Origin of the sequence: Rhodoferax saidenbachensis (genome assembly GCF_001955715.1) — a bacterium.
Lineage (GTDB): Bacteria > Pseudomonadota > Gammaproteobacteria > Burkholderiales > Burkholderiaceae_C > Allorhodoferax > Allorhodoferax saidenbachensis.
In genome coordinates this window covers 4,186,378-4,211,355 of sequence record NZ_CP019239.1, presented here as the reverse complement: position 1 = coordinate 4,211,355, position 24,978 = coordinate 4,186,378, and the positions used below count along the sequence as shown (strand labels likewise).

The 24,978-nt window shown below is 63.3% G+C and carries 24 protein-coding genes; 13 read left to right on the top strand and 11 right to left on the bottom strand.

Annotated elements, in window-relative coordinates; genetic code table 11:
• Positions 1 to 189: 189 nt before the first annotated feature.
• Complete coding sequence (locus RS694_RS19925; protein ID WP_152528842.1) at positions 190 to 2,511, top strand: penicillin-binding protein 1A; 2,322 nt, start codon at positions 190 to 192, stop codon at positions 2,509 to 2,511.
• Positions 2,512 to 2,541: 30 nt separating this feature from the next.
• Here RS694_RS19925 and RS694_RS19920 read toward each other — a convergent pair whose 3' ends face one another.
• Together RS694_RS19920 and RS694_RS19915 are read right to left on the bottom strand one after the other, a co-directional pair.
• Positions 2,542 to 3,819 (bottom strand): NRAMP family divalent metal transporter, encoded by a 1,278-nt coding sequence (locus tag RS694_RS19920; RefSeq protein ID WP_029708252.1) that lies wholly within the window; start codon positions 3,817 to 3,819, stop codon positions 2,542 to 2,544.
• A 345-nt stretch (positions 3,820 to 4,164) separates the two neighbouring features.
• The gene (locus RS694_RS19915) at positions 4,165 to 5,289 is read right to left on the bottom strand and encodes an NADH:flavin oxidoreductase/NADH oxidase (RefSeq protein WP_029708251.1); all 1,125 of its coding nucleotides are present in this window, start codon (positions 5,287 to 5,289) and stop codon (positions 4,165 to 4,167) included.
• Positions 5,290 to 5,501: 212 nt separating this feature from the next.
• Between RS694_RS19915 and RS694_RS19910 the strand changes: the two genes are divergently transcribed.
• From RS694_RS19910 to RS694_RS19900, 3 genes are read left to right on the top strand one after another with little or no spacing between them, the layout of a single operon-like run.
• Positions 5,502 to 5,927, top strand: a complete 426-nt coding sequence (locus RS694_RS19910) for a VOC family protein (protein ID WP_029708250.1) — start codon at positions 5,502 to 5,504, stop codon at positions 5,925 to 5,927.
• Positions 5,928 to 5,981: 54 nt separating this feature from the next.
• A complete protein-coding gene (locus tag RS694_RS19905) occupies positions 5,982 to 6,269 on the top strand; it encodes a GNAT family N-acetyltransferase (protein WP_029708249.1) in 288 nt (95 codons plus the stop codon).
• 58 nt (positions 6,270 to 6,327) lie between these two features.
• Positions 6,328 to 6,780 (top strand): GFA family protein, encoded by a 453-nt coding sequence (locus tag RS694_RS19900; protein ID WP_076069950.1) that lies wholly within the window; start codon positions 6,328 to 6,330, stop codon positions 6,778 to 6,780.
• 103 nt (positions 6,781 to 6,883) lie between these two features.
• Here the strand turns inward: RS694_RS19900 and RS694_RS19895 are convergent, their stop codons facing one another.
• Positions 6,884 to 7,564 (bottom strand): glutathione S-transferase family protein, encoded by a 681-nt coding sequence (locus tag RS694_RS19895; RefSeq protein WP_029708248.1) that lies wholly within the window; start codon positions 7,562 to 7,564, stop codon positions 6,884 to 6,886.
• A gap of 132 nt (positions 7,565 to 7,696) precedes the next feature.
• Positions 7,697 to 7,918: a hypothetical protein gene (locus tag RS694_RS19890; protein WP_029708247.1), complete on the bottom strand. Its 222-nt coding sequence runs from the start codon at positions 7,916 to 7,918 to the stop codon at positions 7,697 to 7,699.
• 175 nt (positions 7,919 to 8,093) lie between these two features.
• Between RS694_RS19890 and tkt the strand changes: the two genes are divergently transcribed.
• Entirely contained in the window at positions 8,094 to 10,163 is a 2,070-nt protein-coding gene (gene tkt, locus RS694_RS19885; RefSeq protein ID WP_029708246.1) for a transketolase, read from the top strand.
• A 98-nt stretch (positions 10,164 to 10,261) separates the two neighbouring features.
• Positions 10,262 to 11,260 carry a type I glyceraldehyde-3-phosphate dehydrogenase gene (gap, locus tag RS694_RS19880; RefSeq protein WP_029708245.1) on the top strand — a complete coding sequence of 333 codons (999 nt, stop codon included), beginning with the start codon at positions 10,262 to 10,264 and terminating at the stop codon, positions 11,258 to 11,260.
• Positions 11,261 to 11,388: 128 nt separating this feature from the next.
• On the opposite strand, the gene RS694_RS19875 is transcribed toward gap, so the two are convergent.
• A complete protein-coding gene (locus RS694_RS19875) occupies positions 11,389 to 12,273 on the bottom strand; it encodes a LysR family transcriptional regulator (RefSeq protein ID WP_029708244.1) in 885 nt (294 codons plus the stop codon).
• A 116-nt stretch (positions 12,274 to 12,389) separates the two neighbouring features.
• Here RS694_RS19875 and RS694_RS19870 point away from each other — a divergent pair, with 116 nt between their 5' ends.
• The 3 genes from RS694_RS19870 to rarD all read left to right on the top strand — a co-directional run bounded on the left by RS694_RS19870 (position 12,390) and on the right by rarD (position 15,388).
• Complete coding sequence (locus RS694_RS19870) at positions 12,390 to 13,592, top strand: MFS transporter (RefSeq protein ID WP_029708243.1); 1,203 nt, start codon at positions 12,390 to 12,392, stop codon at positions 13,590 to 13,592.
• 15 nt (positions 13,593 to 13,607) lie between these two features.
• Positions 13,608 to 14,435 carry a 2,5-didehydrogluconate reductase DkgB gene (gene dkgB, locus RS694_RS19865; protein WP_029708242.1) on the top strand — a complete coding sequence of 276 codons (828 nt, stop codon included), beginning with the start codon at positions 13,608 to 13,610 and terminating at the stop codon, positions 14,433 to 14,435.
• A gap of 80 nt (positions 14,436 to 14,515) precedes the next feature.
• Positions 14,516 to 15,388, top strand: coding sequence for an EamA family transporter RarD (gene rarD / locus RS694_RS19860; RefSeq protein WP_029708241.1), 873 nt, complete (start codon positions 14,516 to 14,518; stop codon positions 15,386 to 15,388).
• Here rarD and RS694_RS19855 read toward each other — a convergent pair.
• The 4 genes from RS694_RS19855 to RS694_RS19840 all read right to left on the bottom strand — a co-directional run bounded on the left by RS694_RS19855 (position 15,385) and on the right by RS694_RS19840 (position 18,733).
• The gene (locus RS694_RS19855; protein ID WP_051391939.1) at positions 15,385 to 16,917 is read right to left on the bottom strand and encodes a PglL family O-oligosaccharyltransferase; all 1,533 of its coding nucleotides are present in this window, start codon (positions 16,915 to 16,917) and stop codon (positions 15,385 to 15,387) included. The genes rarD and RS694_RS19855 overlap by 4 nt on opposite strands.
• Entirely contained in the window at positions 16,907 to 17,788 is an 882-nt protein-coding gene (locus RS694_RS19850) for a hypothetical protein (RefSeq protein ID WP_029708239.1), read from the bottom strand. Before RS694_RS19850 ends, RS694_RS19855 begins: the two co-directional genes overlap by 11 nt.
• A 13-nt stretch (positions 17,789 to 17,801) precedes the next feature.
• The gene (locus tag RS694_RS19845) at positions 17,802 to 18,206 is read right to left on the bottom strand and encodes a 5-carboxymethyl-2-hydroxymuconate Delta-isomerase (RefSeq protein WP_029708238.1); all 405 of its coding nucleotides are present in this window, start codon (positions 18,204 to 18,206) and stop codon (positions 17,802 to 17,804) included.
• Positions 18,207 to 18,328: 122 nt separating this feature from the next.
• The gene (locus RS694_RS19840) at positions 18,329 to 18,733 is read right to left on the bottom strand and encodes a VOC family protein (protein ID WP_029708237.1); all 405 of its coding nucleotides are present in this window, start codon (positions 18,731 to 18,733) and stop codon (positions 18,329 to 18,331) included.
• 183 nt (positions 18,734 to 18,916) lie between these two features.
• On the opposite strand from RS694_RS19840, the gene RS694_RS19835 reads away from it, so the two are divergent.
• The 4 genes from RS694_RS19835 (at position 18,917) to RS694_RS19820 (ending at position 22,695) form a co-directional block, all read left to right on the top strand.
• Complete coding sequence (locus RS694_RS19835) at positions 18,917 to 19,774, top strand: BRO-N domain-containing protein (RefSeq protein ID WP_029708236.1); 858 nt, start codon at positions 18,917 to 18,919, stop codon at positions 19,772 to 19,774.
• Between the two features lie 74 nt (positions 19,775 to 19,848).
• The gene (gene alkB, locus RS694_RS19830) at positions 19,849 to 20,511 is read left to right on the top strand and encodes a DNA oxidative demethylase AlkB (RefSeq protein WP_029708235.1); all 663 of its coding nucleotides are present in this window, start codon (positions 19,849 to 19,851) and stop codon (positions 20,509 to 20,511) included.
• Positions 20,512 to 20,631: 120 nt separating this feature from the next.
• Positions 20,632 to 21,219 (top strand): LysE family translocator, encoded by a 588-nt coding sequence (locus tag RS694_RS19825; RefSeq protein ID WP_029708234.1) that lies wholly within the window; start codon positions 20,632 to 20,634, stop codon positions 21,217 to 21,219.
• Between the two features lie 18 nt (positions 21,220 to 21,237).
• On the top strand, positions 21,238 to 22,695 hold the full coding sequence (locus tag RS694_RS19820; RefSeq protein WP_029708233.1) for an aminotransferase-like domain-containing protein: 1,458 nt from the start codon (positions 21,238 to 21,240) through the stop codon (positions 22,693 to 22,695).
• Here RS694_RS19820 and RS694_RS19815 read toward each other — a convergent pair.
• Together RS694_RS19815 and RS694_RS19810 are read right to left on the bottom strand one after the other, a co-directional pair.
• Entirely contained in the window at positions 22,692 to 22,943 is a 252-nt protein-coding gene (locus RS694_RS19815; protein WP_029708232.1) for a hypothetical protein, read from the bottom strand. The genes RS694_RS19820 and RS694_RS19815 overlap by 4 nt on opposite strands.
• A gap of 155 nt (positions 22,944 to 23,098) precedes the next feature.
• On the bottom strand, positions 23,099 to 24,676 hold the full coding sequence (locus RS694_RS19810; protein WP_152528841.1) for an EAL domain-containing protein: 1,578 nt from the start codon (positions 24,674 to 24,676) through the stop codon (positions 23,099 to 23,101).
• Positions 24,677 to 24,978 lie beyond the last annotated feature (302 nt).

Below are 24,978 nucleotides of genomic sequence, written 5' to 3'. Positions count from 1 at the left end.
GCGCTGGCGGTGGAAGGGGGTGTGGCAGGCAAGGCGTGCAATCCAGAGAGTGAGGCTTCAAAGCATAGCCCAGAGCCGGCCACCGCCGCCGCGCCCGCAACAGTTCGACACACATGGCGAATGCCTTCCTGGAGGGGGCCGGCGGGCTTGTGCCCATAATCCGGCCTCACTTCCCAATTGCCGATGCCAATGCAGATGCCAATTCAGTTCCAGGGCCCCTGGCCCAAACGCGTGCTCCAAGTGGCCCTGGCGCTGGCTGCCCTGGGGCTGGTGTTGCTGTTGGTCGCGACGGCGTTTTTCTACACCCAGCTGCCGGATACCGCGTCCCTCTCCAACTACCAGCCCAAACAACCGCTGCGTGTGTTCACGGCTGATGGGGTGGAGATGGGCGGCTTCGGCGCCGAGCGCCGGGTCTACCAGCGCATCGACCAGATCCCCGCGCTCATGAAAGACAGCCTGCTGGCAGTGGAAGATTCGCGCTTCTACAGCCACGGTGGGCTGGACCCGATTGGCGTGGGGCGCGCACTGGTGGCCATCGTCACCGGTGGGCGCATGCAGGGCGCATCCACCATCACGCAGCAGGTGGCGCGCACCTTCTTTTTGAGCCGCTCGCGCACGCTGGAGCGCAAGCTCAAGGAGGCCATGCTGGCCTACCGTATCGAAGCGCAGCTCAGCAAGGACCAGATCCTGGAGCTGTACATGAACCAGATTTACCTGGGCGCGCGCTCCTACGGCTTTGAGGCGGCGGCGCAAACCTACTTCGGCAAGACCCTCTCGGCGCTGTCACCGGCCGAGTGCGCCATGCTGGCCGGCCTGCCGCAGAACCCCTACTTTGCCAACCCGATCCAGAACCTGGACCGCGCCCGCGCGCGCCAGATCGTGGCGCTGGGGCGCATGCGTTCGCAGGAGGTGATTGACGGCGGCCAGTACGCCGCCGCGCTGCTGGAAAAGCTGGTGGTGCGCAAGCCGCATGACGTGGATGTGCACGCCGAATACGCGGCCGAAATGGTGCGCCAGCAGGTCTATGCCCAGTACGGTGAACTCAGCTACACCACCGGCCTCAACGTCACCACCACGCTGCGCGCGGCCGAGCAGCAGGCGGCTTACAAGGCACTGCGCCGCACGCTGGTGGAGCATTCGCTGCGCCAGGTCTGGCGCGGCCCCGAGGGGCAGATCAATTTGGCCGACTCGCTCAAGGACGAGAACCCCGCCGTGGCCCAGGCGTTGGCCGACTTTGACGACGACGAGGACTTGCGCCTGGCTATCGTGACACGCGCCAGTACCAAAGCCGTCACGCTGGTGCTGGGCTCGGGCGAGGTGGTCACGGTGGACGGTGCGGGCTTGCGCCCTGCGCAAAGCGGGCTGGCGGACTCCGCACCGGCCAAGTTGCGCGTGCGCCGGGGTGCGGTGGTGCGCGTGTTGCAGCAGGGCAAGGCCTGGAGCCTGGTGCAGTGGCCCGAAACCGAAGGCGCCCTGGTCGCGCTGGACCCGGCCAATGGTGAGATTCGTGCGCTGGTGGGCGGCTTTGACTTTCACCGCAACCAGTTCAACCACGTGACCCAGGGCTGGCGCCAGCCCGGCTCCAGCTACAAACCCTTCATCTATTCCGGCGCCATTGAAAATGGCGTGCAGCCTGAGACGCTGATCAACGATGCCCCGCTGCAGAACGTGGGTGACTGGGCGCCGGAGAACGACGACGGCAGCACTGACGGCCCCATCACGCTGCGCCAGGCGCTGGCGCGCTCCAAAAACCTGGTGTCCATCCGCTTGGTGCAACTGCTCTCGCCGCAGGGCGCCCGCGAGTGGACCAGCCGGTTTGGATTTGATATCGAGCGCCAGCCCGACAACCTGACGCAGGCGCTGGGCACGGGCTCCACCAACCCTTTGCAACTGGCCGGTGCCTACGCCGTGCTGGCCAATGGCGGCTACCGGGTGAGCCCGCTGCTGATCCAGCGCATTGCCCGTGCCAGTGGTGAGGTGGTGTTTGAAGCCCCGCCACCAGCCGTGCTGGACGAGAGCCAGCGCGCCATCCCTGCGCGCAATGCTTTCATGGTCTCCAGCCTGCTGCAGGAAGTCACGCGCAGCGGCACCGCCGCGCGTGCGCAGGCCACACTCAAGCGCCCCGACCTGTATGGCAAAACCGGCACCACGGACGACGTGGTGGACGCCTGGTTTGCCGGCTACCAGCCGGGCCTGGTGGCCGTGGTGTGGGTGGGGTATGACATACCGCGCAGCCTGGGCTCACGCGCCTCGGGTTCGGCCCTGGCCCTGCCCGCGTGGATCGACTTCATGGCCACGGCCCTCAAAGGCGTGCCGGTGCAGGAAGTGCAGCCACCCGAAGGCGTGGTGCGTTCGGGCAGCGACTGGCGGTATTCCGAATGGAACTGGGGCGGCTTCATCACCAGCCTGGGCGTGGACAGCCCGGCCATCAGCCCGGCGCTGGCCGTGCACCCCGGTGAGCCCGCCCCGCCCAGCACCAACAGGCCTATCGTTATCACACCACCTGGATGACGCGTTGACGAGCCCCCGCCGGTGCTGCTCTCAAAAGCTGGTGCCCAGCATCACCACCACGGCAATCGCCATGACCCCGGTGGCGGCCCAACCGAAAAAGCGGTGGCGCCGGGAGATGGTGTGTGGGCCCATCACACGCTCGGACTGTCCCACCAGCATCATGGCTGCCATGATGGGCACCGAGATCACGCCATTCACAATCGCGCTCCACACCAGTGCCTGGATGGGGTCTACCTCCAGGTAGCCGATCACTGTGCCAATGCCGGTGGCGGCGATGATGATCAGGTAGAAGCCCCGGGCCTCACGGAAACCGTGCGCCAGGCTGGCTTTCCAGCCATACAGCTCACTCACGGCATAGGCGGCCGACCCGGCCAGCACCGGTACGGCCAGCAGGCCCGTGCCGATAATGCCCAGCGCAAAAATCAGGAAGGCAAACTCACCCGCCACCGGGCGCAGCGCCTCCGCCGCCTGCGATGAGGTCTGGATGCTGGTGATGCCCTGCGCGTTGAGCGTTACCGCGGTGGCCACCACGATGCACAGCGCCACCAGATTGGAAAACCCCATGCCGATAAACGTGTCCTGCTTGATGCGCGACAGGTGTTCGGCCGCGTAGTCGGGGTGGGTCTTGAGCGCGGCGGCGTTGGGGCGGCGGTTGCTGTCCTCCACCTCTTGCGCGGCCTGCCAGAAGAACAGGTAGGGGCTGATAGTGGTGCCCAGCATGGCCACCACCATGGCGGCATAGTCCTTCAGGCTGGCGTGTTCCAGCGCAAAGTTCCAGGGCTGGAACGACTCGCTCAGCGCCTGTTTCCACGGCACGCGCACCGTCAGGATCACCGCGACATAGGCAAACAGCGTCAGCGTCAGCCACTTCAGCACGCGCACCGTGCGCTCGTAGGAAAACAGCACCTGGGTGCAGATGCACAGCACGCCAAAACCCAGCACATACAGCGCCAGTGGCCCGCCCACCAGCAGGCGCAGGGCTTCGCCCATGGCGCCAATGTCGGCCGCGATGTTGATGGTGTTGGCCACCACCAGCAAGGTGACCAGGCCGGTAGTGAGCCAGCGTGGAAACATCTTGTTGATATTGGCCGCCAGGCCTTCGCCTGTGACCCAGCCGATGCGGGCCGACAGCATCTGGATGCCAATCATCAGCGGCGTGGTGATCAGCAGCGTCCAGACCATGGCAAAGCGGAACTGCGAGCCCGCCTGCGAGTAGGTGGCGATGCCGCTGGGGTCGTCGTCCGCCGCGCCGGTGATCAGGCCGGGGCCCAGCCGGTTGATGAATTGTTGGGCTTTTTGTTTGACCATGGAAATCTCCCCGGTGGGTCGCAGGGCGGCCCACCACAAGCACTCCAGAGGAGTGCAGATACTTTAGAAATACCTGGGGCGCGTGCCAAGCCCATGTTTGCTAGGGCTGGGTCGCTGGCATGCCAGGCACGAAGGGTGTGAAAAGCCTCCGCGCCGAACCGGACGTGCCACTGACGCGGTGTCAGTGGTTGGCCGGATCAACCGGAGGCCAGGAACTTGCAGAGTCCATGGCGGTCGTCCGTTGTTGATGATGGTGGCGATTGTAAAAGCGGGGGGCGTGCGCAGGCCCCTTATGGCGTGTAAATCCGGGGTAAAGCCGATGCTGCCGATGGTCAGCCCGTCGGGTCAGCGCACGCCCACCGTGGCCGCCTTGCCAAACACGGCCGAAGCCTCGCGCGGCAGGCTGCGCCAGTACACCGGATTGGCCGCCACTTCGCCGCCCAGTGCGGCAGCGGCCTGCCAACCCCAGCGCGGCTGGTACAGAAAGGCCCGCGCCATGGCGATCAGGTCGGCATCGCCGTTTTGCAAAATCGCCTCGGCCTGGTGCGCGTCGGTGATCAGGCCCACGGCGATGGTGGTCAGGTCGCTGGTCTGGCGCACCTGTCGCGCAAAAGGCACCTGGTAACCCGCACCCAATGCAATCTTTTGCTGCGGCGACACGCCGCCGGACGAGGTGTGAATGAAGTCCGCGCCCAATGCCTTGAGGCGTTTGGCGAACTCGGCGCTCTGGTCCACGTCCCACGCGCCTTCGACCCAGTCACTGGCTGAAATACGCAGGCCCAGCACGCCCTTGAAGGCGGCGCGCACGGCGGCAAACACCTCCAGCGGGTAACGGATGCGGTTCTCAAAACTGCCGCCGTAGTCATCGGTGCGTTGGTTGGCAATCGGCGACAAAAACTCGTGCAGCAGGTAGCCGTGTGCCGCGTGGATTTCTACCGCGTCTATGCCCATGGCGTCGGCACGCTGCGCCGCCAGCACAAAGGCGTCACGCACCCGCGCCAGCTCGGCCGCATCCATCGCTGTGGGGGGCGCTTCGGTCGGCAGATGCGGCGTGGCGCTGGGGCCAAAGGTTTCCCAGCCGCCTTCGGCCTTGGACAGCAGTTGCGCGCCCTGCCAGGGCAGCGCGCTTGACGCCTTGCGCCCGGCGTGTGCGAGCTGGATACACACCGCGGTTTGTGGCGCCAGCTTGCGTGCGCGCGCCAGCGTGTCGGCCAGCTTTGCCTCAGTGCCCGCGTCCCACAGGCCCAGGCAAGCCGGTGTAATGCGCCCTTCGGGCAACACGGCGGTGGCTTCGATGGTGAACAGCGCCGCACCACTGTTGAGCAGGTTGGCCCAGTGCATCAAATGCCAGTCGGTCGCCTCGCCGTTGACCGCCGAGTACTGGCACATGGGCGCCACGACGATGCGGTTGGGCAGCGTGATGCCGCCGCGTGGGGAAGACAGGGTCAGGGGGGTGAAGAGCAGGGACATGGATGCAGTGGAGTGGGTAGGGAAAAGGCTTGGCCGTGTAGCTTAGCCCAGAGCCTTGAAAGCTGCTTGTTGGGGTGTATTGGCATCAAATTGGCCTGTAGCCAGCATGCAGATTGCGCAGACAGCTATCAAAATCAGAGCATTTTGCAAGAGCGGGTGCGCGGTATACATTGCGGTAGGCGTCACCCACCCATTTCTCCACGCGTCAGCACATGGTTCCCTTCTCCATCCAGCGCATTGACCATCTGGTTTTCCGCGTGCGCGATCTTCAGCGCAGCATTGCTTTTTATGAAACCGTTTTGGGTTGTGCGGTGGTGCGCCGCAGAGACGACCTGGGGCTGATACACATCCGTGTAGGGACGTCCATGGTCGATCTGATTTCCGTGGATGGAAAACTCGGCCGCGCGGGTGGCGTGGCCGCTGGTGCGGAAGGCAAAAACGTCGACCACCTGTGTCTGCGCATAGCCCCGTTTGTGGAGGAGTCCATCGTGCGCCATCTGGGGCAAAACGGCATCACGCCGCACGGACCGGCAACAAGCAACTTCGGCGCCGAAGGAGAAGGTTTCTCTTTGTACTTCGATGACCCGGACGGAAATACCATCGAGCTCAAAGGCCCAAGCCTCGCCGATACGCCTTGACGCCGCGCTTGCGCGTTATGCTGCACCATCCGCAACCCTATCCACTCTGAACCCATGGAATATGCAATCGAACACGAAGAAGCCGCTGCCAAGGGGGCCTTTTTTGTCCAGAAGGACGGTCAGCGCGTGGCCGAGATGAGCTACAGCCGTACCAACGCGACGCTGATCATCATTGACCACACAGAGGTCGATGCGTCTTTGAGTGGCCAGGGCGTCGGCAAGAAGTTGCTCGCGGCGTTGATTGAATGGGCCCGCAGCACAGGCACCAAGGTGGTCCCGCTGTGCCCGTTTGCCAAGGCGCAGTTCGACAAGGACGCCTCCATCCGCGACGTGCTGCGCTAGGCGCCTGTTGGCTTTGGAAAGGCCATAATCCGGCGACGATTCAACCCAGAGATTTTTGATGCGACAAGTGTTTGAGGGGCATTGCCAGTGCGGGGCCGTCGTATACCGCGTGACGGGTGTGGCTGCGACTTTATTTGCGTGCCATTGCACCGAATGTCAGCGTCAATCCAGCAGCGCATTTGGCATGGCACTGTGGGTAAAAGAGCCTGTGGTAGAGCTGGCATCGGGGGCGGTGAAAGAATGGATTCGCACCATGCCATCAGGGCGAAAAATGTCGTGTCAGTTTTGCCCCGACTGTGGCACGCGCTTATTCCACACGACGGTCGGTCAGACCCAGCTCCTGAGCATCAAACCAGGCACCCTGCGCGATACGCGTGGTTTGAAACCGGTTGGACACATCTGGGTTGGCAGCAAACAGACGTGGTTTGACATCGAAGACGGCACGCTTCAATACCCAGGTAACCCGGAATCCTTTGACGACCTGATGCGTGCTTGGTCAGAACGTCCATGACGCAACTTAAACGTTAAATTGCACGACTACATATGAGAAGGGCAGAGAAACCGCAATAGTTGCCGCGACGGTTCTTGCCGGTTGTGCGTACGTCGCCTGGGCGCTAGGCATACGCCCCGTCGACCGGCACGGACAGCGCCCGGTCCGCCGCTGCAATCTCGTCCACCACACGCGCAAACGCCGCGCGTAATTCCAGCCCGCTGTACCAGGCATGCAGCGCCGCATGCCCTTTGATCGACGGCCCGCCCAGGCGCTGGCTGTACAGCACCGTCACAAACATCGCAATGTCGGCCACGCTGAACGTGCCGCATAAATAAGCCTTGCCGGCCAACTGCTGGTCGATGTGGGTGAAGTGCTGGGCGATCTGCCCCTTTGCCACCTCTGCCGCCGCTTCCAGATCCAGCCAGCATTGTGGGTCGGCCGGGCGCGGGCCGGTGCGGTGCATCAGGGCGCGCACGGGTGCCAGCAAGATTTCATCGGCATAGACGTCCCACAGACGGCACTGCGCGCGGCCGCCTGGGCTGGCGTGGTACAGCGCCGGTGTGGGGTAGGCGTCTTCCAGGTATTCGAGGATGACGGTGGAGTCGTACAGCTTGAGGTCGCCGTCGATCAGCACCGGTACCTGGCCCTTGGGGTTGATGGCCAGCACCTCGGGGTGCTTGGGGCTGTAGCCCACGGTCTGGGTAAAGGGCACCATCACACGGTCAAACGCCAGGCCTTTTTCGGCCAGCGCGATTTCCACTTTGCGGGAGAACAGACTGAGGGCGGATGAATAGAGTTGCATGGGCGATGACCCGCGTTGAGGGCGTCGTGCGCATGGTAGACGATAAATGCCTAAATCGGCCACTTGCGCCCGTATCCATTGCGCAAGCAGCTATCAATAAATGAGCAAAAAGCCGGTGCAGCCCTTGGCCGATCAGCCCTTTTTGGTGCCCATCACCAGGAGCGCTGCACCCACCACGATGGCACCGACGCCAGCCCAGACGGGCACGTTCACGGTCTCTTTTTCTTTCACGGACAGTTGGACGGGGCCAAGCTTCACGTCATGGGTTTCCTTGGTGTAAGTGAAGCTGCCGTAGGCCAGGGCCAGTACGCCAGCAGCGATCAGGGCCAGGGCGGCCAGTTTGATAGTGTTCATGTGGGACTCCAGAAGTTGCCTGCAGTGTGCGCACCCTACGCCCAGCGGTCTGTGCGCTGGGTAACACTGCGGGCATACCTGTAGACGCCGGGCTCGCAAGCCCTTTCCCCGGGGGCCGGTAAAATGCCGGGTTTCCCCCAGCCCCCTCTTTCTTTACCCCGGAGTCGCTCGCCCCATGGCCCCCACGCAAAACACCCCCCAAATGGCCAACGCCATCCGCGCCCTGGCAATGGACGCAGTGCAACAAGCCAACTCCGGCCACCCTGGCGCCCCCATGGGCATGGCCGACATGGCAGTGGCCCTGTGGGGTGAGCACCTGAGCCACAACCCGACCAACCCCCTGTGGCTGAACCGCGACCGTTTTGTGCTGTCCAACGGCCACGGCTCCATGCTGATTTACGCGCTCTTGCACCTGACCGGCTACAAGCTGCCGATGTCTGAGCTGAAGAACTTCCGCCAGCTGCACAGCAAGACCGCCGGCCACCCCGAGTTCGGCATCACCCCCGGCGTGGAAACCACCACCGGCCCGCTGGGCCAGGGCATCACCAATGCCGTGGGCATGGCGCTGGCCGAGAAGCTGCTGGCCAGTGAATTCAACCGCGAAGGCCACAACGTTGTTGACCACCACACCTACGTGATGCTGGGCGATGGCTGCCTGATGGAAGGCATCAGCCACGAAGCCGCGTCGCTGGCTGGCGCCTGGAAGCTCAACAAGCTGATCGCGCTGTACGACGACAACGGCATCTCCATCGACGGCCAGGTCGCACCCTGGTTTGCTGACAACACCGCGCTGCGTTTTGTGGCCTACGGTTGGAACGTGATTGGCCCGATCGACGGCCACGACGCAGCCGCCGTGTCCAAAGCGATTGCCGAAGCCAAGCTGCAGACCGAACACCCCACGCTGATCATCTGCAAGACCCACATCGGCAAAGGCAGCCCGAACCGCGCCAACACCTCCAAGGCCCACGGCGAGCCTCTTGGTGCCGAAGAAATCAAGCTCACGCGCGCCGCGCTGGGCTGGGACTCTGCCCCGTTCGTGATCCCCAAGGAAATCTACGCCGACTGGGACGCCAAGGAAAAAGGCAAGGCCGCTGAAGCCGCCTGGAACGTGCAATTTGCCGCCTACAAAGCCGCCTACCCCGAGCTGGCCAAGGAACTGCTGCGCCGCATGAAGGGCGACCTGCCCAAGAACTTTGTGCAGACCGCGGTGGACACCGTGATCGGCGCGCACCAGAAGGCCGAGACAGTGGCCAGCCGCAAGGCCAGCCAGCTGGCGCTGGAGTCCTTCACCGCTGCACTGCCCGAGCTGCTGGGTGGCTCTGCCGATTTGACCGGTTCCAACCTCACCAACACCAAGAGCACGCCCCAGTTGCGCTTTGACGCGCTGACCGGCGGGGTGGTCAAGAACGAAGCCGGCCAGGGCGGCCGCCACATCAACTACGGCGTGCGCGAATTCGGCATGGCCGCCATCATGAACGGCGTGGCCCTGCACGGTGGTTTCATCCCCTACGGTGGTACCTTCCTGACCTTCAGCGACTACAGCCGCAACGCCATCCGTATGGCCGCGCTGATGAAGATTCGCGTGGTGCATGTGTTCACGCACGACTCCATCGGCCTGGGCGAAGACGGCCCGACCCACCAGTCTGTCGAACACGCCGCCAGCCTGCGTTTGATCCCCAACCTGGACGTGTGGCGTCCGGGCGATACGGCCGAAACCGCCGTGGCCTGGACCGTGGCGTTGCAAAACAAGGCCAAGCCCACTGCACTGCTGCTCAGCCGCCAGAACATCAGCTACGCACCCAAGGGCGACTCCGCTGCAGCACCTGACGCCAGCGGCATCGACGCGATCAGCAAGGGTGCCTACGTGTTGTCCGAGCCATCGGAAGTAGGCCTGAAGAAAAAGGCGCAGGCGGTCATCATCGCCACCGGCTCCGAAGTGCAACTGGCACTCAAGGCGCAAGAGCTGCTCGCTACCAAAAAGATAGCTGTTCGCGTAGTTTCCATGCCGTCTACCACCACATTTGACCAACAAACTGCTGCCTACAAGGCGGAAGTGTTGCCGGCCGGTGTGCCCCGCATCGCGGTGGAAATGGGTTCGACCGACGGTTGGTGGAAATACGGCGTGTCGGCCGTGGTCGGTCTGGACACCTTCGGTGAGTCCGCCCCCGCGCCGGTACTGTTCAAGCACTTTGGTTTCACGCCCGAGAACGTGGCAGAAACCGTGCAAAAAGTTTTGAGCAAATAAAACCGTTCGGGCTGAGCCTGTCGAAGCCCTCGCGAGCCCTTCGACAGGCTCAGGGTGAACGGCGTTGAAGATTTGGGTTTTATATTTAGGAGCAAACCATGACTATCAAGATCGGTATCAACGGCTTTGGCCGCATCGGACGCAACGTACTGCGCTCTGCTATTCAAAACTTCAGCGACATTGAAGTGGTTGGCATCAACGACCTGCTGGAGCCCGAGTACCTGGCGTACATGCTGCAGTACGACAGCGTGCACGGCCGCTTCAAGGGCACCGTGTCGGTGGAAGGCAATACGCTGATCATCAACGGCAAGAAGATCCGCCTGACGCAAGAGCGTGACCCGGCTGCGCTGAAGTGGAATGAAGTCGGTGCGGATATCGTTATCGAATCCACCGGCCTGTTCCTGGACAAAGTCACCGCGCAAAAGCATATTGACGCAGGTGCCAAGAAAGTCATCCTGTCGGCACCTTCCAAGGACGACACCCCCATGTTCGTCTACGGTGTGAACCACACGACCTACAAGGGTGAAGCCATCATCTCCAACGCATCCTGCACCACCAACTGCCTGGCTCCTTTGGCCAAGGTGGTGCACGACAAGTGGGGTATCAAGCGCGGCCTGATGACCACCGTGCACGCTGCGACAGCAACGCAAAAGACTGTGGACGGCCCGTCCAACAAAGACTGGCGCGGCGGCCGCGGCATTCTGGAAAACATCATTCCTTCGAGCACCGGCGCTGCCAAGGCGGTCGGCGTGGTGATTCCTGAGCTGAACAAAAAGCTCACCGGTATGTCCTTCCGCGTACCCACCAGCGATGTGTCCGTGGTCGATCTGACGTGCGAACTCAACAGCCCCGCCACGCTGGCTGAAATCTGCGCCGAGATGAAGGCGCAGAGCCAAGGCGCACTGAAGGGCGTGCTGGGTTACACCGAAGACAAGGTGGTCGCCACCGACTTCCGCGGTGAAACCTGCACCAGCGTGTTCGACGCCGATGCCTCCATCGCTCTGGATGGCACGTTCGTCAAGCTGGTGAGCTGGTACGACAACGAATGGGGCTACTCGAACAAATGCCTGGAGATGGTTCGCGTCGTCGCGAAGTAAGGCCCCCACGCTCCGCCGCTGCGCGGGTCGCTGCCCCCATGGGGGCTAATTCCCCTTGGGGCGGCCCGGCGGGGAATTGCAGCGCCTTCACAGTGTGTCTTTAAAAAACGCGCCTTAGGGCGCATTTTTTATTGCAACCGTGCCGCCAAGAAATCGAGGAAAGCAGTGATCCGCGACGACAGCGCCGTGTTGCGGTAATACACCGCGTTCACGCTTTGACGCACATCCAGCGTTTCTTTGGTCAGCACCTGCACCAGTGCACCGCTTTTGCGATCAGCGCCGGTCATGAAGTCCGCAATACAGGCGATGCCCATGCCTGCCAGCGCGAGATGGCGCATGGTTTCACCGCTGGAGGCACTGAAGGTCAGCGTGGCGCTGTAGCGGTCGCCCTGCGCTGTGCGCAGCGGCCACTGGTTCAGCGCAGGCAGCTTGCTGTTGCCAATCAGCGTATGGTGGTCGAGATCGGTTGCGCGTCTGGGTTTGCCGTGTTGTTCGAGATAGGCCGGGCTGGCCAACAGACGCAAAGGGCTGGCGCACAGGGGCCGCGCATGCAGTGTGGAGTCGCGCAGCGTGCCAATGCGTATCGCAATGTCGGTGCGCTGCTCCAGCAGATCCACATTGAGGTCGTCGGTGTCCAGCGCCAGGCTGATCTTGGGGTACAGCGCATGAAAAGCCGGCATCAGCGGCACCACCGCGTGCAGCATGAAGGACGATGCGGCATTGACGCGCAGCAGCCCGGACGGTGTTTCCCGCCGCATGGTCATTTCTTCTTCGGCCTGGTCCATCGCATCGAGAATCAGTCGGGTGCGCGCCAGGAAAGCACGGCCTTCTTCCGTCAGTTCCAGCCGCCGCGTCGTGCGCCGCAGCAGCGTGGTACCGAGCTTTTTCTCCAACCGGCTCAGGGCACGGCTGATGCCGGAGACGGTTTGCGCCAGCTGGTCTGCCGCTGCGGTGATGGAGCCGGTGTCGACCACGGCGCGAAAGGCCAGCAGTTCTTCAAGCGTGGTTTTCATGGCGCTTCATTGTTGATTTCAGATCAACAGTATTCTGCAATATAGGGGCTTATTCTGCAAAGGTAAACCGCGCACACTCCGGCCTTCCTTCTTCATCTGGATTGCCGGAGCCCTCCATGCCTATCGCCCTTCTTGCGCTGACGATCAGCGCCTTTGCCATCGGAACCACCGAGTTCGTCATCGTGGGCCTGTTGCCCACCGTGGCGGCTGATCTGCAGATCGGTTTGCCCTCTGCGGGGCTGCTGGTCAGCCTGTACGCGCTGGGCGTGGCCATTGGCGCGCCCGTGCTCACCGCACTCACCGGCAAGCTGCCGCGCAAGGCCTTGCTGCTGGGCCTGATGGCCTTGTTCACGCTGGGCAACCTGCTGGCCTGGCAAGCGCCGGGCTACAACACGCTGGTGGCCGCGCGCATCCTCACGGGGCTGGCGCATGGCGTGTTTTTCTCGATCGGGTCCACCATTGCCACGGGCCTGGTGCCCAAGGAAAAAGCCGCCAGCGCGATTGCCATCATGTTCACGGGCCTCACAGTGGCGCTGGTCACCGGCGTGCCGCTGGGCACTTTCATCGGCCAGCACTTTGGCTGGCGTGAGACCTTTCTCGCCGTATCGGCGCTGGGTGCCATTGCGTTTGTTGTGAGCCTCATTTTTATCCCCAACACCATTCGCCACACCGCTCCCGCTTCCATCGCGCAGCAGCTCAAGGTGCTGGCGCAACCGCGCCTGTTGCTGGTGTATGCCACCACGGCGGTCGGCTACGGCGGCTCGTTTATTCCGTTCACATTTCTCGCCCCCATCCTGCAGCAGTCAGGCTTCAGCGCTGGTGCAGTGGGTTGGGTGATGCTGGTGTACGGCGTGTCGGTAGCCGTGGGCAATATCTGGGGTGGCAAGCTGGCCGACCGCAAGGGCCCCATCGCTGCGCTCAAGCTCATTTTTGCGCTGCTGGCTGCTGTGCTGTTCGTCTTCAACTTCACCGCACCACATCCCTGGCTGGCCGTGGCCACTGTGTTGCTGTGGGGTGCCGTAGCGTTTGGCAATGTGCCGGGCCTGCAGGTCTACGTGGTGCGCCAGGCCGAGCGCCATACGCCACATGCGGTAGACGTGGCCTCAGGCCTCAACATCGCCGCCTTCAACGTGGGCATCGCGTTTGCCGCCTGGGCCGGTGGCCTGGTAGTCACCCACATCGGTCTGATGCACACGCCGTGGATCGGTGCGGTCGTGGTGCTGGGCGCGCTGGCGCTCACCTTCTGGAGTGGCCGCCTTGATAGCCGCGACCGAGCCCATGCCCCAACACTTTCTCCACGCCGCGCACCCGCGCATTGATACGGAAATATTCACATGACCTCCAACACTTTGACATCCACCCCCATTCCCGCTTTTGGCCTGGGCACCTTCCGCCTGAAAGACCAGGTGGTCGTGGATTCCGTCAGCAACGCGCTTGCGCTGGGCTACCGCCTGATCGACACCGCACAAATCTACGGCAACGAAGCCGCGGTGGGCCAGGCAATAGCCGCTAGCGGCGTGCCGCGCAGCGAGCTGTTCATCACCACCAAAATCTGGACCGAACACCTGGCCCAAGACCGTGTCATCCCCAGCCTGCAAGACAGTCTGGACAAGCTGCGCATGGACCATGTGGACCTCACGCTGATCCACTGGCCGTCTCCCGGCGGTGCAGTACCGCTGGCCGACACACTGCGTGCGCTGATGGACGCCAAAGCGCAAGGCCTGACGAAACATATCGGTGTGTCCAACTTCAACATGGCCCTGTTGCAGCAGGCCGTCGACGCGGTCGGTGCGGTCAACATCGCCACCCACCAGATTGAATTGAGCCCCTACCTGCAAAACCGCGCGGTGGTGGCGTTCGCGCAAAGCCACGGTATTCATACCACGTCGTACATGACGCTGGCCTACGGCAAGGTGCTGCAAGACCCGGTACTCACGCAGATTGCGCAGCGCCACGGCGCCACCACCGCCCAGGTGGCGCTGGCCTGGGCCATGCAGCTGGGGTATGCGGTGATTCCTTCATCCACGCAGCGTGCCAATCTGGAAAGCAATATGAAGGCACAACAACTGCGGCTGACGGACGCAGAGATGGCCGCCATCGCCATGTTGGATTGTGGCGACCGGTTGGTGAACCCCGAGGGCCTGGCGCCGCGCTGGGACTGAAGGCATCGCGGGGCGGGCGAAGTGCCAAGCCATGTGTCACGGTGAGGCACACTCCTGTGGAGTCAACACCGTCCAAACACATGAATTCAGGAATCATTTACGCCGCCCTCGCCTATACGGCCTGGGGCCTGTTTCCCATCTATTTCCACCAGGTCGGCAATGTGCCAGCGCTGGAGGTGGTGGTGCACCGCACCTTGTGGGCGTTGGTGTTCCTTTTGGGCGTGTTGCTGGTGCGTCGGCAATGGGCCTGGGTCGGTGGGGTGCTGCGCCAGCCGCGTGTGCTGGGCGCCTTTGCGCTGTCGGCCCTGCTGCTGTCTGCCAACTGGCTGGTCTACGTGTGGGCGGTGCACAACCAGCATGTGCTGGACGCCAGCCTGGGTTATTTCATCCTGCCGCTGGTCAATGTGGCCATGGGTTATGTGTTCCTGCGCGAGCGTCCGCGCCCGGGCCAGTGGCTTGCGTTGGCCGTGGCCGCTGCCGGTGTGTTGTGGCTCACGCTGCAAACCGGGCGTCTGCCGTGGATCGCGCTCACCTTGGCCCTGACCTTTGGTTTCTATGGCCTGCTGCGCAAGGTGGCCACACTGGGCGCACTGGAAGGCTTGGCGCTGGAGACCTTGATGCTCGCACCGCTGGCATTGGCGGTGTTGGGTTATTGGGCCGCACAGGGGCAGGGCGTGCTGGTGCAGGGCGATGCGGCTTCGCTGGGCTGGCTGCTGCTGGCCGGACCACTCACCGCCATACCCCTCTTGTTGTTTGCCGCCGGTGCACGCCGCATTCCGCTCACCACGCTGGGCCTTTTGCAATACATCTCGCCCACGCTGCAGTTGCTCATGGGGGTGTGGCTGTTCCACGAACCGTTGCCCGGCGTGCGCCTGTTTGGTTTTGTGCTGATCTGGGTGGCGCTGGTGCTCTACACACTGGAGGGCTGGTGGACCAGCCGCAGGGCTGCCTAATCCGGCGTATTCACCGTTGAGCCATACACCACACGCCAACGTGCACGGATGTGCTGCACTGTGGCGCTGGGCGGGCCCAGCAGGCCTGCGCTGGCCAAAAGCGGGGCAATGACCTTGGGCTCGGGCGAGAAGTGCAGTGTCTGCAGCGCCGCGGCATACAGCGCCGCCGCATTCTCGGGCGTTGGCGTGGTCGTGGTCACATAGGCAAACTGCACCTCGTCATGGAATAACCAGGAGCCACGCACCTTGTCCAGCGTGTCGTCGCGGTAGGCTTCATCCCGTGAGGCGGGTGGCAGGTAGAGCTGGCCCACACGCCAGTAGTCCCAGCCTGCATAGGCCACCAGCGCCAGTGTGCAGGCGGCCAATGTTCCGGTGACTGTCAGGCGCATCGCGATGGGTTCGTTAACTTGGTAAGTGCTAGGTGCACGTGTGCGCCATAACAACCAAAGACACAACGCCACCGCCATCTGGAACGGGGAATACCACAGTGGGTACTCCAGCAGGCTGTGTATGCCGATGACCACCAGCCCGGCCCAGGCCAGTCGCCGTGTGGCCTCTTTCTCACGCCAGGGCTTGGCCCACCACAGTGCGGCCAGCAGTGCGCCGCACAGCAGCAGTGCCAGCGGCACACCCAGCGTCACGGCCAGGTGCAGTGGCAGGTTGTGGGCGTTGTCCACAATCGCGCAGAAGCGTTCCCCGTCATACGGGTAGATGAAGTGCGCAAACTTCAGCTCGCCCCAACCCCAGCCCAGCCAGGGCTGTTGGGCGGTGAGTTCCAACACATTGCGCCATAACACCGGGCGGCTCTCGCAGCCAATGTGCTCCTGAAAACGCGTCAGCGCATTGCCGCCACCGATGCCCGACTGCGTCTGCAGCAAGACCGGCAACACCAGCATGGCCACCACATACAGCCCCAGCGCCTGCAGGCTCCAGCGCAATAGCGGCCCCGGCTTCTGGCGGCCCCAGAGCCATGCCAGCACCACCAGGCCCACCCATTGCAACACTCCGGTACGGGAGCTGCTAGTCGCGTTGCCCAGCGCAAGCAAAGCAAGCGCGAGGATGAGCGCCAGCGTGTGGGTTCGCGTGCGTGTGTGGTTGTGATCCGGTGTGTGGGCCGTCACCAGGTACAGCAGTGCCACGAGGCCCAGCGAGGTGAGCGAGGCAAACTGGTTGCGCTGGCGCAGGTTCGCATAGGCCTGGCCCGGTGTGGACGCGTTCACCCAGTGGGCAGGCAACAGGCCCTCTGCACCAAAGTACTGCAACAAGCCCAGTACCGCGCTCAGCAGCGCCGCCAGCAGCCAGGCGTTCGCAATGCCGCTGGCGAGAGTGTGCCTATCGATGCGTGGCGACCATCCGACCAGCGCCACGAGCAACACGGCGGCACAGCCCGCCGACAGCAGGCGCTGCACCATCTCGGGCGTGGGGCCCCAGCTCACCGGGCTTAGCCAGGGTGCGGCAATCGCCAGCACCACGGCTGCGGACCAGACCGCCAGGCCTGCACCGCCCGGTGCGGCGCGCTCAGCCGCCATCGCTGGCCCAGCAGTTGCTCTGGGCGCTCACACCGTTGTGCACCCAGTATTCGTTGCCACCCCCGAGCCGGAACACACCGCCCAGGCTGGCCGCATCGGCTACGCGAAAGCCTGCGTCCAGTGACGACCGTTCGCAGGCCTGGTCGGCCGCGCTGCGTGTGGCAAAGCTGTTGCCGCGGAAGTCATCGCTGGTGGCGGCCACTTCGAGGTGGCGGCTGTTGCCTTCATCCACCGTCTTGCCACAGGCCAGTGGCCGGGGTGTCACGCAGCTTTGTGGCTTGACGCACTGAAAGCCGCACTGGTTCAAATCGGCCGGGTTGGCGGGCACCACCACCACGCTGCCAGTTTCACCGGCTTGCAGCGCCACACCCGCAGTGCTCACCGTGGCAGGCAGATCGCGCAACACCTGGGCATTGGCCTCCAGTTGTGCGGGAATGTCGGCCTCGGACGTCAGCACTTCGGCGCTGCACAGGCGCCCTATCTGCACCGGTGATGTAGCGCTCACGCAGTCGTAAAAAATACCCGTGGCAGAGCGCACCACCGGCACGTATTTCAACTGCACCACGCGCCCGTCCACCTTGGCATCCAGTTCCACCAGCACTGTGCTGTCGCTTTGCAGGGCCCAGGTTTTCACGCCACTGTTGGCGGGCACGACGGGCAGCGCCACATCGCCGGGCAGCGCCGGTTTCTGGTTCTTCAGGAAGTACACATACAGCGGTCGCATCAACGCGCCGCCGTTGTTCGCCGACCAGTCTTCATACCGCTGCAGGTTGATACGCGCCTTTTCACTGCCCAGCTGCGACCAGCTGAAAAAGATCAACAGCGGCACACACACCGCCAGCAGCAAGCCCCATCCGCGCATGCGACCCATGGTGCGGTCCCGCTTAGGCTTTGTTGAACAGCGGATGCAGCGAGCTATGTTTGCCGTCAAACACCTCCGTACCTTCGTCAATTTGCAGCGTGATGCCCAATGGCTTTTGCGCCAGCAGCGCGGCAAAGTGCGTACCCACCGCGGCGGTCAGCGCGTCGCCCATCTGCTTTTGTAGGGCGGCACTGCGCCCGCGTGCGATGCGCAGGTTCAGGTAGACAAAGCCGTAGTCGCCCTTGCCGTCTGCAATGGCGCTGTGCGCCGCTGCATAGGCCAGCACCCGCACACCGCCGGTAGGAAATACCTGTTTGCCGGTCTCGTCACGCTGCGCCAGCATGGTGTCTGCAAGGGTGCGGCACAGGCCCGACATGTCGGTCTCCCGGTCCAGGTTGGGCGTGTACAGAATGACCAGATGGGGCATGGGTGCTTCCTCGCGGTTGTATTTACTTTGCGGCCTACCCGTCCAACTGCTGAACGGGCGCAATGCCAAGTCTATGTCTTCCCGGCCGCGTGCCGTGGTGCGTGTAGCCCTTCGTGTCGGGCTCAGGCCGCAGCTGGGGCGATGACCATCCAGCCCACCCCGAAGCGGTCTTCCAGCATGCCAAAGCAGGGCGACCAGAACGTCTTGCCCAAAGGCATCGTGACCGTGCCGCCTTGGGCCAGCGCGGCAAACACCCGCTCGCCTTCCGCTGCGTCGGCCACGCCCAGCGACAAGGAAAACCCCTTGAAATTCGCCTGCATATTGCTGTTGCCGTCCGACACCATCAGCGCGGTCGTGCCGATGCGCAGGGTGGCATGCATGATTTTGTTCTCCGACCCCGGTGGCGGTGGCTCGGGCGCCTCGTTCATGCGCATCTGAAACAGCAGCTCGGCGCCCACGGCTTGTTGGTAGAAGGTGATGGCCTCTTCACAGCGGCCATTGAAAAACAGGTACGGCTCGACTTTCATACGGACTCCTTTGCGGCTTGGGTGCTCGCACTGTGCCAGCCCGGCGCTGTGGCGGCAAGCCGGTGGCGCACGCAAAGCGTTTATGTTTGTAAACCCGCATGGGGATTGCATGACCAAATGCCACTGTGTAAAAATACAGTATTCAATCGCGCCCCAATAGTCCCGCTGCCCAGGAGCATGCCCATGAAAATCTTGCCCACCGACTTCGACGGTCAGTCCATTCGCCGCGTGTTTGATGAAGACACCGAGACTTGGTGGTTCTCGGTGGTCGACGTGGTGCAGGTGTTGACCGAGAGCAAGAGTGCCAAGCGCTATTGGTCAGACCTCAAGCGCAAGCTGGCACAAGAAGCCGGCTCGGAGCAACCGTACGAGGAAATCGTACAGTTGAAGTTGACCGCCACAGACGGCAAACAGCGGGAGACCGATTGCGCCCAAGCGGCCACGCTACTGCGCATCGTGCAATCCGTCCCCAGCCCCAAAGCCGAACCCATCAAGCTCTGGCTTGCCAAAGTGGGCTACGAGCGCATGCAGGAAATGGCCGACCCCGCCCTCTCGCTCAACCGTGCTCGCAAAACCTGGCAACAGCATGGCCGCAGTGACAAGTGGATCCAGCAGCGCATGACCGGACAAGAGACGCGCAACAAACTCACTGATTACTGGCGCGATCACGACATCAAAGCCGGTCAAGAGTTCGCCATCCTCACCAACATCATTCACCAGGAATGGAGCGGCGTCAGCGTCAAAGACCACAAGGCCGTCAAAGGCCTTGCCAGCCACAACCTGCGCGATCACATGACCGAGGCGGAATTGATCTTCACCGCACTGGCCGAGCTGTCCACGCGCCAGATCGCCGAGACCACCCAGGCCACTGGCTTGCCAGACAACGCCACCGCAGCCAAGGCCGGTGGCGGCATCGCCGGGCAGGCGCGCAAACAGCTGGAGAGCCGGACTGGCAGACCTGTGGTGTCAGGGCAAAACTACCTGGCACCCAAAGCCGCCAAAAAAGCATTGAAAGCTCTACCCAAGAAAGCAGGTCGATAGCCAAAAATTGTGCATCAAATAAGCCTCCAGCCCAGGTGAAATATGTGCAAGCAGCTATCAAAAAAAGAGCAATCATGATCCCGCTGGACCTGTTCGAAGATCCTCCACCCGAAGCGCAAACCGCACACGAAACGCTGGCGCCCGGCGCGGTGCTGATGCGCGGCTTTGCGCGGGAGGGGGATGGGGAGCTTTTGCAGGCGGTGGAATCCGTTATGGCGCAGGCGCCGCCGCGACACTGGCAGACGCCGGGTGGGCACAGCATGTCGGTGGCCACCACGCGCTGCGGGCCACTGGGCTGGGTGCCCGGGGCGGACGGCTACCACTATGCGGCGCAGCATCCGATCACCCAAGCGCCCTGGCCTGCCATGCCGGGTTGCCTGATGGACTTTGCGGTCAGCGCGGCGGCCGAAGCGGGCTACCCCGGCTTTGTGCCCGACTCCTGCTTGATCAATCTCTACGTGCCCGGGGCCAAGCTCGGCATGCACCAGGACAAGGACGAACGCGACCTGCGCGCGCCCATCGTCTCGCTGTCGTTGGGCCTGCCCGCCGTGTTCCTGTGGGGGGGCCACCAGCGCACCGGCAGCCCGGAGCGCTACCGGCTGGTGCATGGCGACGTGGTGGTGTGGGGCGGGCCGTCGCGTCTGCGTTTTCACGGGGTGTTGCCGCTGGCCGATGGGGAGCATGCACTTGTGGGGCGGCGGCGCATCAACGTGACGTTCCGCCGCGTGCGGCCCTAGCCCCCGCGCCACTGTAGGGCTGCTTTGACTGATACAGCGCATGGGCGCAAGGGCCTGTCTGTGCCTTGGTGATGCGGAGTGCGCAGCCTACAGTCGAACGCATAACGCTGGAGCTGCCCCATGTGGACCGATTTATTGCCTTTGATGACCTACTGCTTCGTGATGTCGAGCACGCCTGGGCCCAACAACGTGATGCTCGCCACCTCGGGCGCCCAATTTGGCTACCGCGGCGCATTGCCGCAGATCCTGGGCCAGACCAGCGGTGTGGCGGTGCAAACCTACTTCACCTGCCTGGGGCTGGGGAGCCTGTTCGTGGCCTTTCCGGTGTTGCACCAGATCCTGCGCATCACCGGTGCGGTGTATCTGATCTATCTGGCCTGGAAGCTCAGTGGCAGCGCTCTCGGTGCGGCTGCGGAGGGCAAGCCGCTCACCTTCCTGCAGTCGGTGCTGTTCCAGGCGGTCAACCCCAAGAGCTGGGTCAAGGCCATCACGCTGGCCTCGGTGTTCATGCCGGTGGGCATGAGCGCGCCCATGGGAGCGCTGCTGGTGTCGGTGTTGGGCCTGTTGATTGGCCTGCCCAGTGCGTCGATGTGGGCGCTGTTCGGCGTCGCCATCCGCCGCCTGCTGACTGACCCGCGCAAGCAGCGTATCTTCAACCTGACCATGGGCGCCATGCTGGTGGTGCTGGCCATCAGCTTTCTGCGCTAATTGCGCTAACCTTCGCTCATGTTCTCGCTAGACCGCAATGCATCCACGTCGCTGACCGACCAGATCGAGCTGGGCCTGCGCGAGCGCATTGGGTCGGGCCAGTTGCCCGCCGCCGCGCGCCTGCCGTCCATCCGCCAGTTGGCCGCGCAGTTTGCGGTGAGTCCCAATACCGTGGTCGTGGCCTATGACCGGCTGATGGCGCTGGGGCTGATCGAATCGCGCGGCACGGCCGGTTATTTTGTGCGCGAGTCACGCGCCGCCACACCCATGCCCGACGCCGCCGCGCTGGAAGCCGGCGAAGAACAAGACGGCGTGTGGTTGGCACAGCAGGCCAATGACCAGCGCGCCGGGGTGCTGCTGGCCAGCAGCGGTACGTTGCCGCCCGCGTGGCTCGAAGACGCGGTACCTGCCGCCGCCGTGCAGCGTGGCTTGGCGCGTGCCAGTGCTGGCATGGCCTCGCGCTGCCCGCCGCAGGGCCTGCCCGATCTGCGGGAGCGCATTGCCATGGTGCTGCGCGGCATTGGCATTGCGGTGGACGCGGGCCGCATCCTCACCACCTTTGGCGGCACCCACGCCATCGACTTGATCTGCCGCGCCTTCCTGCAACCCGGCGACACCGTGCTGGTCGAAGACCCAGGCTACTTTTTGATGTTCGAGCGCCTGCGCAAAGACGGTATACGCGCCGTCCCCATCAAGCGTCGCCCCGACGGTGTGGACCTGGAGCAGTTGGACGCCGCCTGCCGCGAACACAAGCCGCGCATCCTCTTCATCCAGACCGTGTTGCACAACCCCACGGGCTGGAGCAGCACTGCGGCCAACCTGCACAAGGTCTTGATGCTCGCGCAGCAACACGGCTTCCTGATTGCCGAAGACGACGTGCACGGCCACTTCCACCCCGGCCACGCCACGCGCCTGGCCAGCCTGTCGGGGCTGGACCGCGTCATTTATTACTCCAGCTTCTGCAAGGCGCTGAGCCCGGCGCTGCGCATGGGCTACATGGCGGCCGACCCCACACTGCTCAAGGCGCTGATGCGCGAGAAGATCTGTTCGATATTGACCACGCCCGCGCTCAACGAATACGTGCTGCTCGAAGTGTTGGCCGCCGGGCGTTGGCGCAAACACCTGGACCGTTTGAACGCCAAGCTGCTGGTTGCCCGCCACGCCAGCGCGCGCCAGTTGACCGATGCGGGTTTGTTACTGGACCACCCGGGCGAAGGCGGCCTGTTCTTGTGGGCCACGGTACCCGGTGATGTGGATTTGAATTTGCTGGTGCAAGACGCTTACCGCAACAAGATCGTGCTGATGCGCGGCGCCACCTTCAGCGCCGACCAGCAGGCCGACGCGCATATCCGCTTTAACGTCGCTTTCAGCCAGCAGCCGCGCTTGGCGGATTACCTGCGCGAACGACTGCAGTCGCTGGCCGGCGCACGCGCCGCGCTGGCACGTGTGAGCGGGCAGGCCCTGTCGAAGCCTTAGCGCTTTACCACCGACCAGCCGGCCTGGCGGTTGACCTTGTTGTTCTCGTATTCCCAGATCGTGCCGCAGCGCTCGCAGCGGTAGCGCGTGTGGGTCACCGTGCCGTGTTTGTGCGCCACGCTGCGGTTGCTTCCCTGCACCAGTTCCGGGTGCCCTTTGGTGCCGCGCCAGTTGCGCTGGATGCCCGCGCAGGGTTCGCACAGACCTTCATTGTTGGCGTCGGGCTGGGGCGTGGTGTCTTGCGTCATGGTCGGCTCTTCATTCAGGTGGGCGGGGAGGGAGGATTGTCCTCTACCGCGCATGCTCGGCATTTTCTGTAGCATTTGGTGTCGGCTATTTCAATAGGAAATGAGCCTCCAGCCCTCATGGAATATGCGCAAGCAGCTATTGAATAGATAGCAAATTAGCCCTGCGCATCCTGCCGGGCCATGTGCTCGCGCAGTGCCGCCATGGTCATGGGGCGGGCAAACAGCCAGCCTTGGGCAAACTGCACGCCGCGTTCCTGCAGCAACCGGGCCTGGGCTTCGGTCTCCACCCCCTCGGCAATCATTTTCAGTTTCAGGGACTTGGCCATCTCGATAATGTGCAGAGCCACTTGGCTGGTTGCTGCGTCGATGGCCAGCGTGTCCACAAACGATTTGTCGATCTTCAGGTAGTCCAGGGCAAACGTCTCCAGGTAAGACAGGCTGGAATAGCCGGTGCCAAAGTCGTCCACCGCCACCTCAATACCCAGCGCGTGGATGGCGTTTATCACCTCGCGCACCTCGGCCGCATCCATCAACCCGCGCTCGGTGGCTTCCACCAGGAGGTTGTGCGCCCCGGCGCCCGTCTTGCGCATCAGCAGGTCCAAAAGCTCCACCGTGCGGGTGGACTGCAGGTCTGCCGCCGCCAGGTTGATGCCGATGTGAAACGCCGGGTAATCGGCGAACAAGCTGCCAGCGTCTGCCGCCACCCTCTCCAGCACCTGTTCGGTCACACGCTGTATCAGCCCCGACGCTTCCGCCACGGGGATGAACACATCGGGTGGCACCATGCTGCCATCGGCGCGCCGCCAGCGGATCAGCGCCTCTGCGCCAATGCAGCGGCCGTTGTGCAGATCCACAATCGGCTGGTACAGCAGAAACAACTCACGTTTGTTCAGCGCCCTGCGCAACAAGGCCGGCATGCCCATATGGCGGCGTGCCATCAAAAATGCCGCCACACCCAGTGCCAGGCCTGCGGCCACGCCAAAGGGCAGCAAAAACCCGAGCATTTTGCGCGTTTGCACCAGCATGTCCGACATCGGCGCGGCGGCCACCGTAACCGTGGGGAAGTTTTGGGACGCTACCAGTGCCACCAACCGCTCGCCGTCGTCAAACGTGGTGGGACGCTCGGTGCTCAGGTGGCTCAGCCATTCCTTTTTGACCACGCCGCGTGTCGACCGGAAGCCGTTGTTGCGCAGCGAATAGGTGGCCAGCGACAGCGTGTCGGAATCGGTCGTTACATCCAGCGGAATGGCCTCGTGTATCACCGCGGCATAACCACCGCGCGCCACGATGGTGAAGTGCATGCCAGGTGCAATCGACAGCTGCGCCCGCGTGTACTGTTCCACGCCATCCTTGCCGACAGGGTGCTCTGACTCTGTGGTGATGGGCAGGCCCGCGCCAAAGCTTCCCACGGACGCACACACCAAGCGGTCCGCCACGATGTAGCCCATGGTCTGAATGTCGGTAGACGACAGGTCAATCTCAGCCATCAGTGCCATTTGCGCGGGTGAACAGGGGTCGCCCTTGCGGGCCTGGTTCAGCCGGTCAATGCCCGCAAACACCTGCTGCGACGCGCGCTCGGACCGGTACAACACGTTGGCGGCATAGCCCAGCAGGCGCTCCTCTTCCAGCACGCGTCCCTGATGCTGCGCCAGCACTACAGACAGGGCAATGGGCACAGCACCCACCACCATGCTTGCGCACACGGCAATCACCAGTCTGGCTTTGTTGTTCAAACCCACTCCCGCCTTATTGAATGTGTGGCACTGTAATTTGATTTGCACAAACTACCAAACGGATGTGTGGCCCTTGCCACACGGCGGGGCGTGCACGGGGGAACCCATGCTATGCAGTTCCTACCTGGCGTTTGGTGTGCCGTCGCAATTTGACAAGGTGCATGTCCGCAAATCTGATCCATAGTCCTCCACGACATCCACGGCCACAGTCGTTCGACTAGGTGGGTGGTCTGGCGCACGAAACTTGTGTCCGTAGTAGGCTCTCATGGAAATCAACACACAGGTCGACCGCTGTCAGTTGG

Bases quoted from the DNA above. Each gene is read 5' to 3' on its own strand.
- RS694_RS19925 (WP_152528842.1), top strand. From the start codon at position 190: ATGCAGATGCCAATTCAGTTCCAGGGCCCCTGGCCCAAACGCGTGCTC.
- RS694_RS19920 (WP_029708252.1), bottom strand. From the start codon at position 3,819: ATGGTCAAACAAAAAGCCCAACAATTCATCAACCGGCTGGGCCCCGGC.
- RS694_RS19915 (WP_029708251.1), bottom strand. From the start codon at position 5,289: ATGTCCCTGCTCTTCACCCCCCTGACCCTGTCTTCCCCACGCGGCGGC.
- RS694_RS19910 (WP_029708250.1), top strand. From the start codon at position 5,502: ATGGTTCCCTTCTCCATCCAGCGCATTGACCATCTGGTTTTCCGCGTG.
- RS694_RS19905 (WP_029708249.1), top strand. From the start codon at position 5,982: ATGGAATATGCAATCGAACACGAAGAAGCCGCTGCCAAGGGGGCCTTT.
- RS694_RS19900 (WP_076069950.1), top strand. From the start codon at position 6,328: ATGCGACAAGTGTTTGAGGGGCATTGCCAGTGCGGGGCCGTCGTATAC.
- RS694_RS19895 (WP_029708248.1), bottom strand. From the start codon at position 7,564: ATGCAACTCTATTCATCCGCCCTCAGTCTGTTCTCCCGCAAAGTGGAA.
- RS694_RS19890 (WP_029708247.1), bottom strand. From the start codon at position 7,918: ATGAACACTATCAAACTGGCCGCCCTGGCCCTGATCGCTGCTGGCGTA.
- tkt (WP_029708246.1), top strand. From the start codon at position 8,094: ATGGCCCCCACGCAAAACACCCCCCAAATGGCCAACGCCATCCGCGCC.
- gap (WP_029708245.1), top strand. From the start codon at position 10,262: ATGACTATCAAGATCGGTATCAACGGCTTTGGCCGCATCGGACGCAAC.
- RS694_RS19875 (WP_029708244.1), bottom strand. From the start codon at position 12,273: ATGAAAACCACGCTTGAAGAACTGCTGGCCTTTCGCGCCGTGGTCGAC.
- RS694_RS19870 (WP_029708243.1), top strand. From the start codon at position 12,390: ATGCCTATCGCCCTTCTTGCGCTGACGATCAGCGCCTTTGCCATCGGA.
- dkgB (WP_029708242.1), top strand. From the start codon at position 13,608: ATGACCTCCAACACTTTGACATCCACCCCCATTCCCGCTTTTGGCCTG.
- rarD (WP_029708241.1), top strand. From the start codon at position 14,516: ATGAATTCAGGAATCATTTACGCCGCCCTCGCCTATACGGCCTGGGGC.
- RS694_RS19855 (WP_051391939.1), bottom strand. From the start codon at position 16,917: ATGGCGGCTGAGCGCGCCGCACCGGGCGGTGCAGGCCTGGCGGTCTGG.
- RS694_RS19850 (WP_029708239.1), bottom strand. From the start codon at position 17,788: ATGGGTCGCATGCGCGGATGGGGCTTGCTGCTGGCGGTGTGTGTGCCG.
- RS694_RS19845 (WP_029708238.1), bottom strand. From the start codon at position 18,206: ATGCCCCATCTGGTCATTCTGTACACGCCCAACCTGGACCGGGAGACC.
- RS694_RS19840 (WP_029708237.1), bottom strand. From the start codon at position 18,733: ATGAAAGTCGAGCCGTACCTGTTTTTCAATGGCCGCTGTGAAGAGGCC.
- RS694_RS19835 (WP_029708236.1), top strand. From the start codon at position 18,917: ATGAAAATCTTGCCCACCGACTTCGACGGTCAGTCCATTCGCCGCGTG.
- alkB (WP_029708235.1), top strand. From the start codon at position 19,849: ATGATCCCGCTGGACCTGTTCGAAGATCCTCCACCCGAAGCGCAAACC.
- RS694_RS19825 (WP_029708234.1), top strand. From the start codon at position 20,632: ATGTGGACCGATTTATTGCCTTTGATGACCTACTGCTTCGTGATGTCG.
- RS694_RS19820 (WP_029708233.1), top strand. From the start codon at position 21,238: ATGTTCTCGCTAGACCGCAATGCATCCACGTCGCTGACCGACCAGATC.
- RS694_RS19815 (WP_029708232.1), bottom strand. From the start codon at position 22,943: ATGACGCAAGACACCACGCCCCAGCCCGACGCCAACAATGAAGGTCTG.